The sequence below is a fragment of the Agrobacterium sp. CG674 genome (assembly GCF_053521645.1).
Genome location: NZ_JBNWDZ010000001.1, coordinates 983,742 through 1,000,045 on the forward strand (window position 1 = coordinate 983,742; position 16,304 = coordinate 1,000,045).

Sequence of the window (16,304 nt, forward strand, 5' to 3'; positions counted from 1 at the left end):
CTGTAACGAGCGAAACAAAACGGTTGGATGTTGAACTTTCAACCGCAGAGGCTGAGATCATGCGGCTTTCGGCTTCTCGGGCTTGCGTGCCAGCATCATCGCCGCTGCCGCAACTGCCTTCAGGCCGAGCGGTCTGTAGTGGCTTTTCAAGTCGGGCTTTGCGGCCGCTTCAGTCTTGTTTGTCTCGCTCATGTCTGTCTCCGGAGTTCCCCTTGGACGCATCGATGTGATGCATTCCTGGAAGCCTCTCTCGAAGGAAATCGTGACAAATTCGAGGCGCTTTCAATCAATTAAAAATTGCCGCTTGCCACATTTCGTGTTCGTGCACAGACATCACGCCGCCACAATGAAGAGGGCGGTTCTTCGCCCTCAAAGGCCGCGATCCATCCCGCCGCCATGCTCATCATGGGCGTCTTCGATTGTGAGCGTGCCGTAACGCTTGTGCCATATGCGGGCGCTGAACGGCAGGAATATCAGGTAGGCGAGCACGGTTACGACCAGTACTTCCCATGTGAAGCTCATCAGCAACGCCACGTAAAGCACCACAATGAGGATCGCGGGAAGAACGAGGTCGCGGCGGATCCGGCTTTCAGACTTGCCAGACCAGACCGGAAGACGGCTGATGAGAAAATACGCGATCAAGACGGTGTAAGCTGCTGACACATAAGCGAATGTCTTGCCGGTCTCGACGCCGATAAAGCCGAGATACACAGGCAGGAGAACGAGCATCGCCCCCATGGGTGCGGGAACGCCGACAAAGAATTCGTTCTGCCACGGGGCTTTGACCTCACGCTCCACCATCACGTTGAAGCGCGCCAGACGAAGGCCCGCAGCGATGACGTAGATGAGAGCGGCAATCCAACCCAGAGACCGCGCCTGATCCAGAAGATAGGCATAGACCACGAGGGCAGGTGCGACGCCGAAATTGACGATATCGGCGAGAGAATCCATCTGCGCACCGAATTTCGATGTCGCTTTCATCATGCGTGCCAGGCGCCCATCGATACCATCCAGGAACGCGGCGAGCAAAACCATGGCAACGGCCAGTTCGAACCGGCCTTCAAAGGCCAGCCGAACGCCGCTCAAGCCCGCACAAATCGCAAGAACGGTGACAAGATTGGGGATGACGAGCCGCAGCGGAATTTCCCGCAGGCGCGGGCCTCTTCCGCTGTCATTCGTCATCTCTTGCTTTGCGCTCGTCGTTGTCTCGGGCTTGGGCGTGTCCATGGTCCGCTCTCCTGTTCAGGCTTAACCGCGACGGCTGATGACCGGACCCTTGACGGAGCCGAATTCTGCCAGAACGGTTTCACCGGCGATGGCAGTCTGTCCTACGGATACGCGGGACTGGAAGCCTTCGGGCAGGAAGATATCAAGACGCGAGCCAAAACGAATGAGGCCGAAACGCTCGCCGGCATCCACAGGCTCGTTTGGCTTGACCCAGCATACGATGCGGCGTGCAACCATGCCAGCGATCTGCACGACGCCGACCTTGCCATGCGCGGTTTCGATCACGAGGCCATTGCGCTCATTGTCCTCGGATGCCTTATCCACTTCGGCGTTCAGGAAAAGGCCGGGGCGGTAAGCGACATTGATGACACGGCCACGCACGGGTGCGCGGTTGACGTGGCAGTTGAAGACATTCATGAAAACCGAGATGCGAACCATCGGCTCCTTGCCGAGTTCCAGCTCCAGCGGCGGAACAACTGTCTGGATGGCAGAAACGGTACCATCGGCAGGGCTGATGACGAGATCGTCATCCTGTGGCGTGACGCGCTCTGGATCCCGGAAGAAGTAGGCGCACCAGGCGGTGAGAACCATGCCGACCCAGAAGAGAGGTTCGGCTATCCAGCCAAGCACCAAGGATGCCACGAAGAAAGCTGCTACGAAAACATAGCCTTCCTTGTGGACCGGCACGATGGTGTTGCGAATGGTGTCGAACAGGTTCATTGCTCTTTCGTCTCCGAGTTTATCTTTTCAGACTGTCTGAGGACGTCGCGATCCTGTGATCAGCGTGTCGCGCCCCAGCCATTTTACAGTTCCTTGCGCCAAAACGGGGAGCCGTCTCGGGCGTATCATGCTGCATATAGTCATTTGGCGACCGATTTCATACCCGGACGCGACAAAACACGCATTGGTGACTACAGGCAATTGGCCTTTACGGCAATGTCTTCCGATGTTTGACCCGCCTTATAACGGTCAACGGGCAGGGTTGCCGCGATCCACCACGCCCAGATCATCCATTTCGCGAACTTCACGCAGCCGCTCCTCTGCCTGAATGGCCTCGCGCTGGCGGCTCCACATGGAGGCATAGAGCCCGTTGGCCTCGATGAGAGATTGATGGGTGCCCCGCTCCGCAATGGTACCATCCTTCAACACGATGATTTCATCGGCACTGATCACCGTTGAGAGGCGGTGCGCGATGACGAGAGTGGTGCGGTTTTGCGATACCAGATCGAGCGCGCTTTGAATTTCCTGCTCGGTGTGCGTATCCAGTGCAGACGTTGCCTCATCGAGGATGAGAATGGGTGGTGCCTTCAAGATTGTGCGCGCAATCGCCACACGCTGCTTCTCTCCACCGGAGAGTTTCAGGCCGCGCTCTCCCACCATGGTGGAGAAACCTTGTGGCAACTTGCTGATGAAGCCGCTGATCTGGGCTGCATTTGCGGCCGCCGTCACATCTGCTTCGGCGGCGTCAGGTCGGCCATAGCGAATATTGTAGGCCAGCGTATCATTGAACAGGACCGTATCCTGCGGCACCATTCCGATGACGGCGCGCAGGCTTTTCTGGGTAACCTCCCGAATGTCTTGCCCGTCGATGGTGATCGATCCGCTTTGAATATCGTAGAAGCGGTAGAGCAGGCGCGACAGCGTGGATTTGCCCGCACCCGATGGCCCGACGATGGCGATGGTTTTTCCAGCCGGAACATCAAATGAAATGCCCTTCAGAATTGGGCGCTCCGCATCATAGGCGAAGTGCACATCGCGAAAACAGAGAGCACCCGCGCCGATATTGAGATCTTTCGCTCCCGGCGCATCGACAACCTCGGCCTGAACCTCAAGAAGATCGAACATCTCCTCGATGTCTGTCAGACCCTGTCGTATTTCGCGATAGACGAAGCCGATGAAATTGAGCGGCACGGAAAGCTGCAACAAAAGCGCGTTGATGAAGACGAAATCACCGATGCTCTGTTCGCCGCGCTGCACCGCTAATGCAGACATGATCATCATGACCATCGAGCCGAGGCCGAAAATGACGCCCTGGCCAAAGTTGAGCCAGCCAAGCGATGTCCAGATGGCAGTTGCCGACTTCTCGTATTTTGCCATGGAAGCGTCGAAGCGATTGGCTTCCATCTGCTCGTTGCCGAAATATTTGACGGTCTCGAAGTTCAGCAGCGAATCGATGGCCTTGGTGTTGGCTGCTGTGTCGCTATCATTCATCGACCGGCGAATGCCGATGCGCCAGTTGCTGGCTCGAACGGTGAACCAGATATAGGCCCACACGGTAATGACCGTAACGGCCACATACCAGAACCCATAGGACAGCCAGAAGATGATGGCGGTCAGCAGGAACTCGATGAAAGTCGGCGCGGTGTTGAGAATAGTGAAGCGGACAATCGTTTCGATGCCCTTGGTGCCACGCTCGATGACGCGAGAAAGCCCGCCGGTCTTCCGCTCCAGATGAAAGCGCAGCGAGAGGCGATGCATGTGGACGAATGTCTTGTAGGCAAGCTGGCGAACCGCGTGCTGACCGACGCTGGCAAACAGGGAGTCCCGCAGCTGGTTCAGACCAACCTGTATAAGGCGCGTCAGATTGTAAGCGACGACCAGTGCCACGGCGCCCAGCAGAAAGACCGGCACGAGACCGGCCATATCCAGCTTGCCGTTCAGCGCATCCGTTGCCCATTTGAAGAAATAGGGAACGGAGATCAGCACGAATTTCGCAAGGACGAGAAAGATGCTGGCCCAGATGACGCGCAACTTCAGGTCTGGTCTGCCCTGCGGCCACATATAGGGCCATAGGTTGATGAGGGTCTGGAACGGATTGCTCGAATCCGCTGAAATCGTTTTCTTCTGATCTGCCATGCTCTGCTCCGGTATCTGCGCAATGGCAGACAGCAAGACGGCGGCCCGTTGATCCGAGCCGCCGTAGTGACAGTGATTAAACGCCCAGCACTGTATTTGCAATGCTGCTAAGGCAGTGGGTTATCTACCCAGAAGCCGCTTGCGATGAATTTCCTCAGCATTGGGCAGGGCATTCTGCGGCACCCCAAAGATCTGGCCGGGTTCGATCAGGTCAGGGTTTTGGATCTGGTCCTGATTGGCAAGATAGATTGTCGTGTAGCGCACGCCCTGACCATAGACCCGGCGCGAAATCTGCCACAGCGTATCGCCGCGACGAATGATGACAGCCGTGTTGCTCTGGGCAAGTGGCGCCTGCTCGAATGTTTGCGGTGCCGTGGATGGCGGATTATTGGAAGCGGGCGCTGCAACGGCTGCGGGCAGCGTTGCGTTCAGTTCAGCAAACCGGTCCGTAAGGCTTGCGATCTGGCGTCCGATGGCGGCCACGTCATTTGGCAATCCATCGATGGTGGAAAGAAGCGCGCGAGCCTTTGCCGAGATGTCGGCTGCAAATGCGGTGAAGGCTGCATCCGCCGTTGCTGCGGTGCGGAACTCCGAAAGGGAGCGCAATGCAATCGACGTTGCCGATTTCGCCGCCGCGACCTGATCCAGCGCTGGCACCTTGCCGTCCTGATACAGGCCGGAAAGAATGCCAAAGGCTTTCGTCACATCCATGCGCAGAGCATCAAATGCCGTGCGATCGCTGACAACACCGGGTGCAGGGTTGGTTGCATTCGAGGTTGGCGGCGTCTGCTGCATGGCGACGGTGGCCTGATCCATCTCAGGGCGAAGGAACGGCACGCGCACACGAACGGTGACATTGCCAGCCGCATCAAGGGCTTCCGCAGTGATGACATGGTTACCAACGGAAAGTTCGACATCGCCTTCGACAACGAAACTTCCAGACGCTTCGGCCTTGTTGGTGCCAATCGGCTTGTCATCCACCAGCACGCGCACAGATGTTGCTTCAGGCGCGGAGCCGGCAACGAAAATTCTGGATCCTTCAAATTCCACGGCAAGCACACGGATGCTTGCAGTTTCGGATGGAGCGGCAGCCGGTGCTGCCCCATTGGCATTCTGAGGCGCGGTTGCAGTGTCTGTCTGTGGCTGACCCGCTGCGGGGGCGGGGACCTGCGCCTGAGTTGTGGCTGGTGCTGCTTCCGGAACGCTCATAAGGCGGCTGGCCTTGCCAGGGGTCGTTACCATGGCAAGCAGCTCGCCATTCTTCTGTGCCGGAACGGAGACTGTGGCAGTTTCCTGCGATTGGACGACGACACCATCCTTGCCGGTGGCGCGCAAAATGATCTGGTGGTCACCGGGCTTTAGCGGGTTTTCGAGAACGGCAACGAAATCGCCGCTGCCTTCAACCGTGGTCTGTGCAATGACCTGACCGTTGTTGATAATTTCAAGCTTGGAGCCTGGCGTGGCCTTGCCCGCAATAACGGCGGAACCATCTGGCTCAACGCGCAGCACATCGAAAGTCGGTGCCTTTGCCGCATCGCCCGTTGTCGGGGCTGGTGTGGATGCGGGCGCTGGTACAGCAGGTGCAGCCGGTGCGACTGGCGCAGGAGCGCCATCGTCGGTTCCGGCAAAAATACCCGGCAGGCGGCGCACCTGCGCGGCAGCGGCGGTGGCATCTGCTGGCAGGCTGCGCAGGAAGGCGATGGTTCTTTCAGCCGCCGAGCGTGCCGTGGTGATCAGGCGCGATGTCGTCTCGTCAATGGCTTCGGGAATTTCGACATTTCCGAGTTCCTTCAGGGAATCTTCCACAGCCTTGCGGGCAGCGGCAAATTCTTCATTGGAGGGAACCTTGTTGTCGGCAAAGCGACCGGTCATGTCTCTGATGGACTGGTTGGCAGATTCTGCCAATCGGCCAACTTTGTCGGCAATGGTCGCTGTGTCCTTGGCTGCATCCGACAAGAGGTCGCCCGCCTTTTCGCTACCCATCTCCACGCTGTTTTTGACGTCGTTGCCAGCCTGATTGATGGCGTCACCAATCGGCTTGTCATCCGTCGACATGCGGGGAAGAACGAAGAAGACCATGAGCAGTGTCGCAGCGCCGAGCACGATAAGTGCCAGCAGTCCGGCCCTTTTGTTGTTCATTATCTGTCTCCGGGTAACGTTCTTGTCTTCACGTTGCGATAGCTAGCGTTTAAGTCGTGCTCGCACAAGCGGTGGCCCTGCAAAACCGGTGTTTCGTGCCGGTCAGTCCCCAAATTTTCTTGACGGATCGGCTGCCCCATAGTTCCTTCGTCCCATGACTGAAGAAAATACAACGATTCGATCCATCTGCGTCTATTGCGGTTCTCAGCCCGGGCGCGATCCTGCCTATATGGAGGCAGGCCGCCTGCTCGGAAAGTCCATCGCCAATCATGGTATCCGTCTCGTCTATGGTGGCGGCACGAAAGGCATCATGGGCGCTGTTGCAAGCGGTGTCCTCTCAAATGGCGGTGAGGTCACCGGCATCATTCCGGATTTTCTGGTCGATATGGAGGCGACGCGCCATTCGCTGGGCCAGTTGAACGAGTTGATCATCACCAAGGACATGCATGAGCGCAAGCACATGATGTTCGAGCGTTCCGATGCCTTCGTGACCCTGCCGGGCGGTATTGGCACGCTGGAAGAGATCGTCGAGATCATGACATGGGCGCAACTCGGTCGCCACGCAAAGCCTATGGTGTTTGCCAACATCAACGGCTTCTGGGACCCGATGCTGGAACTGATCCGCCACATGCGCGATCAGGGCTTCATCCACCGGGCGCATCTCTTGAACCCGCTGGTCATCGATGCTGTTGATAACATCGTGCCGGCGATCATAGAACGCGCTACCGCTCAGCAAAACCCTGAGGGTGATCCGTCGGTGATCTCTCAACTGTGATGCCACTCAGCATCACAGTTTGATTCCTATCTGGCAGACCTACTGCGGATCAATCCAGGCACGGTGTAGATGACCAGTGCGGACCAGATCACGATGAAGGCAATCAGTCTGACCGTGTCGAAGGGTTCCTTGAACACGAACACCGCGATGAGGAAGATCATCGATGGCGCAATATATTGCATGATGCCGATGGTGGACAGTTTTAGCAGTTTAGCGCCATTCCCGAACAGGATCAGCGGTGTTGCGGTAACGAGACCGCTGGCGATCAGTAGCCACGTATCTGTCGGCACACCCGCCATGAAGTGCGCCTGACCGGTGCTCATGAGATAAATGATGTAAGCAAGGGCTGGCGGCGTGAGAAGCAGAACTTCCAGCAAAAACCCTTGTGTGGGGCCGATGGGCAGCGTCTTGCGGAAGAATGCGTAGAAGCCCCATGTTACCATGAGCGCAACCGAAACCCATGGCAGATTGCCCGCATGCCAGGTCAACAGCGCGACAGCCGAGGCCGAGAGCGCAATGGCAAGCATCTGTATGCGGCTTAGCTTTTCGTTCAAGAGAACAGCACCCAGAAAGATGCTGAAGAGCGGGTTGATGAAATAACCCAATGCCGCATCCAGCGCGTGGCCCGCGGCTATGGCCCAGATATAGACACCCCAGTTGATGCTGATCAGAGCTGCCGTCAGGCACGCCATGCCCAGCATGCGCGGTGTCGTCAGCGCTTTCTTGAGTTCAGTGGTTCTGCCAAGCGCGATGAGCACGACAGCGGCAATCGGAACAGACCAGACGACGCGGTGCGCGATGACCTCGAAGGGCGACACATGCGCAACCGCCTTCATGTAAAACGGCAGGAAGCCCCAGAAGATATAGGCAGCTAATGCATAGACAAATCCACGCGCGGCATCGCCGGACTTAGAAGTGTCGATTGTCTGATTCACGGCCATGGATGCTACCAACGTTAATCTGAAAGCACCGGCCTATTCTCATTTGCCGTTGTATTCCAATTCATTTGCGTGAAGCGTGTGGTGGAAAAAGCCTCATTTGCCGAAATAATGGCTGCGTCGACTCACTCGATACAGGAGCCGACGCTTCTACAGCACTGCGATACTTGGCTTATTTGCCAGCAAACCGATCCGTTGCGCGAATAAGCTGATCGAGAATGCCGGGTTCGCTCAGGGCATGGCCTGCCGCTTCCACGATATGTAGATCAGCTTTGGGCCAGGCTTTGGAGAGTTGCCAGGCATATTTCAGCGGGCAGGGCATATCGTAGCGTCCGTGAACGATGACGCCTGGAATATCCTTGAGCTTGCCCGCATCACGAAGCAACTGGCCTTCTTCAAACCAGCCTGCATTGACGAAATAATGCGTTTCGATGCGCGCAAATGCGATGGCATATTGGGCTTCGCCGAAATCGTCCACGCGGGCTTGATCCGTGACCAGCGAAATCGTCGCACCTTCCCACTGGCTCCACGCTTTGGCGCATTCGAGTTTTTTCTGCTCATCCGTGCCTGTGAGATAGCGGTTATAGGCAACCATCATCTCATGGCGCTCAGCTTCAGGAATCGGCGCGAGAAAGGTCTCAAAACGGTCCGGATACATCTCCGATACGCCGAACTGATAGTACCAGTCCAGCTCAGCCTTGGTCAGCGTATATATGCCGCGCAGCACGAGTTCGCTGACACGATGCTGGTGGGTTTGCGCATAGGCGAGCGCGAGCGTCGAACCCCAGGAGCCACCGAAAACCTGCCATGTCTCAAAGCCGAATTTCTCCCGCAAAGCCTCCATGTCCGCGACCAGATGCCAGGTCGTGTTGGCCTCAAGGCATGCATGCGGCGTGGAGCGCCCGCAGCCGCGCTGGTCAAACAGGATGATATCGTAAAGAGCAGGATCAAACACCCGCCGATGGGTTGGGGTCACGCCGCCGCCGGGGCCACCGTGCAGAAACACGGCGGGCTTTGCCCCCTTCGTTCCAACCCGTTCCCAATAGATCACATGACCATCGCCCACATCCAGCATGCCGGTCTCGAAGGGCTCGATCTCTGGATAGAAACTGCGCAAGGCATCGCTCATTCTGGTGTCCTCAATTCACACTGTCTTCGGGCGGCCATACCGCCGTGTCATGGTCCGGGTGCTGGTATGAGACAATGCTGCTCTCGTCCACACTCTGATCGGTGACAGGCTTGTCGAACAGGGTCTTTATCCACGGCATCTGCATATGGACATTAACCTGAACCTGCGGTTCGATGTCTTGCGGATGGTCGAATGCGCCAATGGCGATCTCCACCCCGCCGGGATGATGATAGGTCAGCGGCGTACCGCATTTGTTGCAGAACCCGCGATGGATTTTGGCAGACGACCGAAACAGCGTTGGTTGCCCCCGTGTCCATGTTAGGTGCGCCTGATCGGCTGTTACAAGCGCGCCGAAGAAATTGCCGAACTGCTTCTGGCACATGCGGCAATAGCAGATGGAGGGACGGCCGAGCTTGCCCGCATGAAACCGCACCGCGCCGCACTGGCAGCCGCCGGAATGTCCTGTATCAGTCATGTCTTGCCTCCTGCGGCCATACTTCCGTGTCGTAGTCCGGGTGCTGATGGGATGTCAGACCGGTCAGATAGTCAACAGATGTCAGGTCGTCTTCCGTTGGCACCGAGGGCAGGGTGTGAAGCTGGTCCACGAAGCCGATCTTTCGCTCCACGCCCCATTGCATCGATGGCGGGAACGCCGAGGGATCATCAAATGTACCAGCCGCGATGGCTAGACCATCAGGCGCTTCATAGGTCAGCGGCGTTCCACAATCAGCACAAAAGCCGCGCTTGACAACATCGGAAGACTGAAACCGCTTCGGCTCGCCCCGCGTCCACGTGAAATCTGTGCCACGCACTGAGACCAGAGGCGCATAATAAGCCCCAAACGCTTTCTGACACATGCGGCAATGGCAGATGGAGCTGTCGTTCAAATCCGCATCAACGCGAAAACGGATCGCGCCGCATTGGCATCCGCCGGTGTGCACTGTCATGGGTGTGCTCCTTTGATGGTTCCAATGGTATGGAGACAGACGGTCTCTGATGTCAGCTTAAGTGAAGGACCGGCGAAAACAAGTTAGAGGAGGCAAACCTGATCTGCGCGCCTACCGCTTGATTTCCCAGGTCGTTAACCGCTCGCCGGTTTCCTTGTCCTTGCCGTCCTTCAGCTGAATGCCCTTGGTCAGGAGCTCATCGCGGATGCGGTCCGCTTCGGCGAAGTTCTTCGCTTTCAGCATTTCGAGCCGCATATCCACCAGCGTATCGACGGCGGCGACTATGGCTTGGTCCAGCTCGGCTTCTTTCGGCAAGACGCCCAGCAGTGCTGCGCTGGCTGCAAAAGCGGCAAGTTTTTCCGGGTCGGCATTGGCAGCTTGGGCAAGCGCATGCAGGGCCTGCACCGCAGCGACGGTGTTGAGGTCATCTGCCAGCGCATCCAGCACGGTCTGGTCAGGTGCCATGTCGCTCACGTCGGCTGCGGGCCACTTGGCAAGCAGGCGTTCTGCTTCCTCAAGCCGCTTTACCGAAAAGTCGATGGGTTCGCGGTAATGCGTCATCAGCATGGCAAGGCGCAACACTTCGCCGGGCCACTTTCGACCGCCGAAGGTTTCGGTGTGCAGAAGCTCGTGGATGGTGATGAAGTTGCCGTCGGACTTTGACATCTTGCGGCCTTCGACCTGAACGAAACCATTATGCATCCACACATTGGCCATGACCTCAGTGCCGTGGGCGCAGCGGGATTGGGCAATCTCGTTTTCGTGGTGCGGGAAGATCAGGTCCAGCCCGCCGCCGTGAATATCGAAGGTCTCGCCCAGATAACGCCCAGACATGGCGGAGCATTCTATGTGCCAGCCGGGGCGACCACGGCCCCACGGGCTTTCCCAGCCGGGTTCGTTGTGGCTGGAAAGCTTCCACAGCACGAAATCGCCCGGGTTCTTCTTGTGCACCTCCACGGCAACACGCGCTCCCGCCTGCTGCTCATCCAGCGGGCGCTTGGAAAGCTGGCCGTAGTCGCCCATGGATTTGGTGTCGAACAGGACTTCGCCGCTTTCCACATAGGCATGGCCACGCGCAATCAGCTTTTCGATGATGTCGATCATCTGCGCAATATTGTCTGTGGCGCGCGGCTCGATGGTCGGCTCAAGGCAACCCAGCAATGCAACGTCATCATGAAACTGCTTTGCGGTCTTTTCCGTGACGGCATGGATGGCGTCATTCAGGGCCAGGTGCGGATAGTCGCGCAGCGCACGTGCGTTGATCTTGTCATCCACGTCAGTGATGTTGCGTGCATAGGTCACATGGGCCTCGCCATAGACATGGCGCAGCAAGCGGAAAAGCACGTCGAAAACGATCACGGGGCGGGCGTTGCCGATATGCGCAAAATCATAGACCGTCGGTCCGCAAACATACATGCGCACAGTGTTGGCATCGATCGGCTGGAAGTCAGCCTTCTCGCGGGTCAGGGTGTTGTGAAATTTCAGGCGCAAGGACATGAGGGTTTTCCCTTGGGAGCAAGCAGATGTTCCCAGCCGGAGCGTTTGTCTTTTGAAACGGGATAGACGAAAACGATCTGGCCGGCGTTAGACCAGCAAAAAGTATCTCAGCAACAGGTGCAGATCATCGTTTCCATATCTTGCCTTATGAAACGGCAAGCGGATTTGGTCAAGGCCTGTCCCACAACCGAAAGTACGTCACTCAGGCGCGCGGTAGCTCACGAATTTCTTGTCCCGGACAACGTAGATCTTGCCGGTCTCATTCAAGTCAGGAGATGTGAGCTGCAACATCGCTGCGGCGATTTCAGACGGGTGTGGCAGTGTGTCTGGGTCTTCGCCCGGCATGGCCTGGGCGCGCATCGCGGTGCGCGTTGCGCCTGGATTGACGCTATTGACGCGAAGCGCGGTAGTTTCCGTTTCAGCAGCCCATGTCCGCGCCAGAGCCTCGACAGCTGCCTTGGATGTCGAATAGGCGCCCCAAAACGGACGACAGGAATGCGGCGCGCCGGACGACAGAATGAGGGCGCGACCGGCATCCGATCTCAACAGCAAAGGCTCCACCGAGCGGATCAGCCGCCACGTGGCCGTCACATTGATCGTCATCACTTTTTCGAAGACTTTCGCTTCGATATGCCCGACAGGAGAAATGACGCCGAGAACACCGGCATTGGCAACCAGAATATCCAGCTTGCCCCAACGTTCATGGATGGATGCACCAAGCGCATCGATGGCATTCATGTCCGCCAGATCGAATGGCACGAGGGTGGACGTGCCGCCAACGGCCTTGATTGCATCGTCAAGGTCTTCAAGACCGCCTACGGTGCGGGCGCAGGCAATGACATGCGCGCCAGCCTTGGCGAGTTCAAGCGCGGTGAAATATCCGATACCACGGGAGGCGCCGGTCACGAGCGCGATGCGCCCTTTAAGGTCTGTCGTCATTGTCTCCCCCGAGATCGAAAGGTTCATGCGGCAAGCAGTCGAAAGCCCGCGCTGAGTGCGCGGGCATGTTGATATCATCCGTTGCTGGCCAGCATGGAAATCTTGTTGCCCATCGCTTCGCCGTTCTTATCCAGAAGGCGGGTCGGGTATTCACCGGTGAAGTAATGATCGGTGAACTGCGGGCGGGCAGGGTTGCGGTCCACTCCGCCAACGGCCTGATAGAGCCCGTTGATGGAAAGGAATGCCAGTGAATCCACGCCGATGAACTTCGCCATGTCCTGCACATCGGCATACTGGTTGGCCAGCAGCTTGTCGGCGTCCGGCGTATCGATGCCGTAGAAATCCGGATGGAAAATCATCGGGCTTGCCACGCGAATATGGACTTCCTTGGCACCGGCTTCGCGGATCATCTGCACGATCTTGACCGATGTGGTACCGCGCACGATGGAATCATCGACCAGAACCACGCGTTTGCCCTCGATCATCGCCCGGTTGGCGGAATGTTTGAGCTTGACGCCTAGCGCACGAATAGACTGAGTTGGCTCGATGAAGGTCCGGCCGACATAATGGTTGCGGATAATGCCGTATTCGAACGGAATGCCGCTTTCCTGCGCAAAGCCGAGAGCGGCAGGCGTGCCGCCATCCGGCACAGGTACAACAACATCAGCCTCAAGCGGCGCTTCCTTGGCAAGGATGCTGCCCATGTTCTTGCGGGTCGTATAGACATTGCGACCGCCGACGACGGAGTCGGGGCGAGCGAAATAGACATATTCGAACAGGCAGAGGCGTTCTGGCTGCGGCTTCACCGGCTTGCGCGCATCGATGGTAACGGAACCATCCGGCTGGATCTCGCAGATGATGACTTCGCCATTTTCAACGTCGCGCACAAACTTCGCGCCGATAATATCCAGTGCACAGGTTTCCGAGCAGAAGATCGGCTTTCCATCCAGATCACCCATGACCAGCGGGCGAATGCCCGTGGGGTCGCGGGCGGCGATAAGCTTGGTGCGCGTCATCGCCAGCATCGAGTAACCACCTTCCATCTGGCGGATGGCATCGATGAAGCGATCGGCAGTGGAGGAGTGGCGCGAACGGGCGATGAGATGCAGAACGACTTCCGTATCGGATGTCGACTGACAGATAGCACCCGTGGCGATGATCTGACGGCGAAGGGTCAGGCCGTTGGTGAAATTCCCATTATGGGCAACGGCGATGCCGCCTTCTTCAAGCTCGGCAAACAGCGGCTGAACGTTGCGCATCGCCACTTCGCCGGTTGTCGAGTAGCGTGTGTGGCCAATGCAGATCGAGCCGGGCAGGCGCGCCAGCGTGGCCGGATTTGTGTAGTGGTCGCCGACAAGACCCATATGGCGTTCCTGATAGAAACGCTTGCCATCGAAAGACACCATGCCGGCCGCCTCCTGGCCGCGATGCTGAAGGGCATGCAGGCCGAGAGCCGTCAGTGCCGCAGCATCCGGGTGGCCCAGAATGCCGAAGACGCCGCATTCTTCATGCAGAGTATCGCCATCGAGAATGTCGTTGAGTGTGGAATGCGAAAGCGGCTCATTCATCTGGCGTGCCTTTGCTGAAGTGCCAAAAACAATAACCGCTCTGGCAGGGTGGTGTGCCAGTTTGGTCTGTCTGCTGCCTATATTGAATATGTAGCACAAATAGCGCGCCCTGCGTGGATTGCAAGGCGCACATGATCATCAATTCGCTGGTGCCGGAGTGGTCGTTGCTGGTGCATCGTCCACCGGTGTCTGCTCGGTTGCACCTTCTGGCGGCTTGCCGAGAATGCGGGCCCGGATTTGGGGTTCGATATTATCGGGAAGCGCTGCCTCGAGCTTGGCAACAAGACCATCCAGGAACGGCTTGGATTTAGCCTGCGTGACCCATTCTGGCTGCGTGCGCACATCCACAAGCCAGTTCCAGAAAGCGACGGCAACGACCAGCAAAAGAAGGCCGCGTGCTGCCCCGAAGAGGAAGCCGAGGGTGCGGTCCAGCGCGCCGATGCGGCTATCGATGATAAAGTCGGCGATGCGGGACGTGATGAAGGAAATGACGATCAGCGCGACAAGGAAGATCACGCCAGCCGAACCGGCAATCGCGATCTTGTCGTCGTCGGTATAATTGCGCGCGTAAGGCAACAGCACTGGATAGAGATAATAGGCGGCCGCAACCGAGCCACCCCAACTGGCGATGGACAGGATTTCACGCGAAAAGCCCCGCACCATGGCGAGAACAGCGGAGAACAGGACAACGGCGATAACGATGCCGTCGAAAATTGTAATGGGCATTTACCAACTCCGGAGGTCGCGACACTGAATGGGAGCGCCACTGTGCCAATTTTCGTTCCTCATACACTAGCCGTTTAGCCAGCGAAAGGATCAATATTAGTCTTCCTCAACCTGTCTGAACCGACTTCCCGACCCCGCGATACGTGCGACAAGATCCGGCAGGCTTTCGATTTCCGTCCAGCGTCCCTTGCTGCCTTTTGGTAACTCAGCAGATGCTGACGGCAGAAATGCGGAGGAGAAACCAAGTTTTTCAGCCTCTTTCAACCGTTGACCTGTTTGCGAAACAGGCCTGACCGCGCCCGACAGGCTGACCTCGCCGAAATAGACGCAATCGGCGGGCAGGGCAAGACCGGCAAGGGATGAAACCAGTGCAGAGGCAATCGCCATATCTGCTGCGGGTTCGGAGATACGATAGCCGCCAGCAATATTGAGGTAAACGTCATGGCTGCCAAGCTTCACGCCACAATGGGCCTCCAGAACGGCAAGGATCATGGCGAGGCGCGACGAATCCCAGCCCACGACGGCTCTGCGCGGCGTTCCAAGCGATGTGGGGGCCACCAGCGCCTGTACTTCCACAAGAACGGGGCGCGTTCCCTCCATGCCCGCGAAAACGGCAGCGCCGGGTGACTTCTCGTTGCGCTCGCCCAGAAACAACTCAGATGGGTTGGACACTTCCCGCAGGCCCTTGTCCGACATTTCAAAGACGCCAATTTCGTCTGTCGGACCAAAACGGTTCTTCACGGTGCGCAGAATGCGGTAGTGATGGCCGCGATCGCCTTCGAAATACAGCACCGCATCGACCATGTGCTCCACCACGCGCGGACCGGCGATCTGCCCGTCTTTTGTGACGTGGCCGACGAGCACCATGGTTGCACCGGTCTGCTTGGCAAAGCGGATCATCGCCTGAACGCCAGTACGCACCTGCGTGACCGTGCCCGGTGCGGAATCGGCCGTGTCACTCCAAAGCGTCTGGATCGAATCGATGATGATCAGATCAGGCCGCTTGCCTTCCGATATCGTCGCCAGAATATCCTCGACATTGGTCTCCGCTGCCAGAAGCACGTCTGTATCTGCCGCCCCAAGGCGCTGGGCGCGGAGCCGGACCTGCGCCACCGCTTCTTCACCCGAGACATAGACAATGCGGTGGCCGCGACGGGAAAGGGCGGCGGCTGCCTGCATGAGAAGGGTGGATTTGCCGATGCCCGGATCGCCGCCGATCAGGACTGCCGATCCGCGCACGAAGCCGCCTCCGGTTGCGCGGTCAAGCTCGCCCATGCCTGTTGGAATGCGCGGTGCTTCCTCGATCTCGCCAGAGAGCGAGGTGAGGGTGACGGGTCGGCCCTTTTTCGGCGTTTTGCCGGGCCCAGAGCCGATGCCACCCATCGGGTCTTCTTCAACAATCGTGTTCCACTCGCCACAGCCTTCGCATTTGCCTGCCCAACGAGTGTGGACCGTGCCGCAGTTCTGGCAGATGAATTGTGTCTTGGCTTTGGCCATGAATGTCTATTTTCTTTGCGTTGGGAAACTGAACTGAAGGGACCTTCGATCACCCTTTGTTCTCAT

At 57.8% G+C, this 16,304-nt stretch carries 15 protein-coding genes; 1 reads left to right on the top strand and 14 read right to left on the bottom strand.

Annotated elements, in window-relative coordinates:
• Positions 1-57: 57 nt before the first annotated feature.
• From ACQZ51_RS04830 to ACQZ51_RS04850, 5 genes are all read right to left on the bottom strand, one after another.
• Entirely contained in the window at positions 58-192 is a 135-nt protein-coding gene (locus ACQZ51_RS04830; protein ID WP_448775571.1) for a hypothetical protein, read from the bottom strand.
• 177 nt (positions 193-369) lie between these two features.
• Complete coding sequence (locus ACQZ51_RS04835; protein ID WP_448775572.1) at positions 370-1,227, bottom strand: CDP-alcohol phosphatidyltransferase family protein; 858 nt, start codon at positions 1,225-1,227, stop codon at positions 370-372.
• A gap of 21 nt (positions 1,228-1,248) precedes the next feature.
• Positions 1,249-1,947 (bottom strand): phosphatidylserine decarboxylase, encoded by a 699-nt coding sequence (locus ACQZ51_RS04840; protein WP_448775574.1) that lies wholly within the window; start codon positions 1,945-1,947, stop codon positions 1,249-1,251.
• 249 nt (positions 1,948-2,196) lie between these two features.
• Positions 2,197-4,083, bottom strand: a complete 1,887-nt coding sequence (locus ACQZ51_RS04845; protein WP_448775576.1) for an ABCB family ABC transporter ATP-binding protein/permease — start codon at positions 4,081-4,083, stop codon at positions 2,197-2,199.
• A 120-nt stretch (positions 4,084-4,203) separates the two neighbouring features.
• Positions 4,204-6,222 carry a LysM peptidoglycan-binding domain-containing protein gene (locus ACQZ51_RS04850; protein WP_448775578.1) on the bottom strand — a complete coding sequence of 673 codons (2,019 nt, stop codon included), beginning with the start codon at positions 6,220-6,222 and terminating at the stop codon, positions 4,204-4,206.
• Positions 6,223-6,376: 154 nt separating this feature from the next.
• Between ACQZ51_RS04850 and ACQZ51_RS04855 the strand changes: the two genes are divergently transcribed.
• On the top strand, positions 6,377-6,997 hold the full coding sequence (locus ACQZ51_RS04855; protein ID WP_243256320.1) for an LOG family protein: 621 nt from the start codon (positions 6,377-6,379) through the stop codon (positions 6,995-6,997).
• Positions 6,998-7,023: 26 nt separating this feature from the next.
• Here the strand turns inward: ACQZ51_RS04855 and rarD are convergent, their stop codons facing one another.
• From rarD to radA, 9 genes are all read right to left on the bottom strand, one after another.
• Positions 7,024-7,938 (bottom strand): EamA family transporter RarD, encoded by a 915-nt coding sequence (gene rarD, locus ACQZ51_RS04860; RefSeq protein WP_448775580.1) that lies wholly within the window; start codon positions 7,936-7,938, stop codon positions 7,024-7,026.
• A gap of 169 nt (positions 7,939-8,107) precedes the next feature.
• Positions 8,108-9,064 (bottom strand): prolyl aminopeptidase, encoded by a 957-nt coding sequence (gene pip / locus ACQZ51_RS04865; RefSeq protein WP_448775582.1) that lies wholly within the window; start codon positions 9,062-9,064, stop codon positions 8,108-8,110.
• A gap of 10 nt (positions 9,065-9,074) precedes the next feature.
• Positions 9,075-9,539 (bottom strand): GFA family protein, encoded by a 465-nt coding sequence (locus ACQZ51_RS04870; protein WP_448775584.1) that lies wholly within the window; start codon positions 9,537-9,539, stop codon positions 9,075-9,077.
• Positions 9,532-10,011, bottom strand: coding sequence for a GFA family protein (locus ACQZ51_RS04875; protein WP_448775586.1), 480 nt, complete (start codon positions 10,009-10,011; stop codon positions 9,532-9,534). The genes ACQZ51_RS04870 and ACQZ51_RS04875 overlap by 8 nt, the downstream gene beginning before the upstream one ends.
• A gap of 111 nt (positions 10,012-10,122) precedes the next feature.
• Positions 10,123-11,508 carry a cysteine--tRNA ligase gene (gene cysS, locus ACQZ51_RS04880; protein WP_448775588.1) on the bottom strand — a complete coding sequence of 462 codons (1,386 nt, stop codon included), beginning with the start codon at positions 11,506-11,508 and terminating at the stop codon, positions 10,123-10,125.
• A 198-nt stretch (positions 11,509-11,706) separates the two neighbouring features.
• Positions 11,707-12,447: an SDR family NAD(P)-dependent oxidoreductase gene (locus tag ACQZ51_RS04885; RefSeq protein ID WP_448775589.1), complete on the bottom strand. Its 741-nt coding sequence runs from the start codon at positions 12,445-12,447 to the stop codon at positions 11,707-11,709.
• A gap of 74 nt (positions 12,448-12,521) precedes the next feature.
• Positions 12,522-14,015, bottom strand: coding sequence for an amidophosphoribosyltransferase (gene purF / locus ACQZ51_RS04890; RefSeq protein WP_192063754.1), 1,494 nt, complete (start codon positions 14,013-14,015; stop codon positions 12,522-12,524).
• A 138-nt stretch (positions 14,016-14,153) separates the two neighbouring features.
• Positions 14,154-14,741 carry a CvpA family protein gene (locus tag ACQZ51_RS04895; RefSeq protein WP_448775591.1) on the bottom strand — a complete coding sequence of 196 codons (588 nt, stop codon included), beginning with the start codon at positions 14,739-14,741 and terminating at the stop codon, positions 14,154-14,156.
• 96 nt (positions 14,742-14,837) lie between these two features.
• On the bottom strand, positions 14,838-16,238 hold the full coding sequence (radA, locus tag ACQZ51_RS04900) for a DNA repair protein RadA (protein WP_042618606.1): 1,401 nt from the start codon (positions 16,236-16,238) through the stop codon (positions 14,838-14,840).
• Between the last annotated feature and the right edge of the window lie 66 nt (positions 16,239-16,304).

What these genes read in the sequence shown, in the direction of transcription:
- cysS (WP_448775588.1), bottom strand. Translation starts at nt 11,508, where the DNA reads ATGTCCTTGCGCCTGAAATTTCACAACACCCTGACCCGCGAGAAGGCT.
- ACQZ51_RS04835 (WP_448775572.1), bottom strand. Translation starts at nt 1,227, where the DNA reads ATGGACACGCCCAAGCCCGAGACAACGACGAGCGCAAAGCAAGAGATG.
- ACQZ51_RS04855 (WP_243256320.1), top strand. Translation starts at nt 6,377, where the DNA reads ATGACTGAAGAAAATACAACGATTCGATCCATCTGCGTCTATTGCGGT.
- pip (WP_448775582.1), bottom strand. Translation starts at nt 9,064, where the DNA reads ATGAGCGATGCCTTGCGCAGTTTCTATCCAGAGATCGAGCCCTTCGAG.
- radA (WP_042618606.1), bottom strand. Translation starts at nt 16,238, where the DNA reads ATGGCCAAAGCCAAGACACAATTCATCTGCCAGAACTGCGGCACGGTC.
- ACQZ51_RS04895 (WP_448775591.1), bottom strand. Translation starts at nt 14,741, where the DNA reads ATGCCCATTACAATTTTCGACGGCATCGTTATCGCCGTTGTCCTGTTC.
- ACQZ51_RS04870 (WP_448775584.1), bottom strand. Translation starts at nt 9,539, where the DNA reads ATGACTGATACAGGACATTCCGGCGGCTGCCAGTGCGGCGCGGTGCGG.
- ACQZ51_RS04850 (WP_448775578.1), bottom strand. Translation starts at nt 6,222, where the DNA reads ATGAACAACAAAAGGGCCGGACTGCTGGCACTTATCGTGCTCGGCGCT.
- ACQZ51_RS04840 (WP_448775574.1), bottom strand. Translation starts at nt 1,947, where the DNA reads ATGAACCTGTTCGACACCATTCGCAACACCATCGTGCCGGTCCACAAG.
- purF (WP_192063754.1), bottom strand. Translation starts at nt 14,015, where the DNA reads ATGAATGAGCCGCTTTCGCATTCCACACTCAACGACATTCTCGATGGC.
- rarD (WP_448775580.1), bottom strand. Translation starts at nt 7,938, where the DNA reads ATGGCCGTGAATCAGACAATCGACACTTCTAAGTCCGGCGATGCCGCG.
- ACQZ51_RS04845 (WP_448775576.1), bottom strand. Translation starts at nt 4,083, where the DNA reads ATGGCAGATCAGAAGAAAACGATTTCAGCGGATTCGAGCAATCCGTTC.
- ACQZ51_RS04830 (WP_448775571.1), bottom strand. Translation starts at nt 192, where the DNA reads ATGAGCGAGACAAACAAGACTGAAGCGGCCGCAAAGCCCGACTTGAAA.
- ACQZ51_RS04875 (WP_448775586.1), bottom strand. Translation starts at nt 10,011, where the DNA reads ATGACAGTGCACACCGGCGGATGCCAATGCGGCGCGATCCGTTTTCGC.
- ACQZ51_RS04885 (WP_448775589.1), bottom strand. Translation starts at nt 12,447, where the DNA reads ATGACGACAGACCTTAAAGGGCGCATCGCGCTCGTGACCGGCGCCTCC.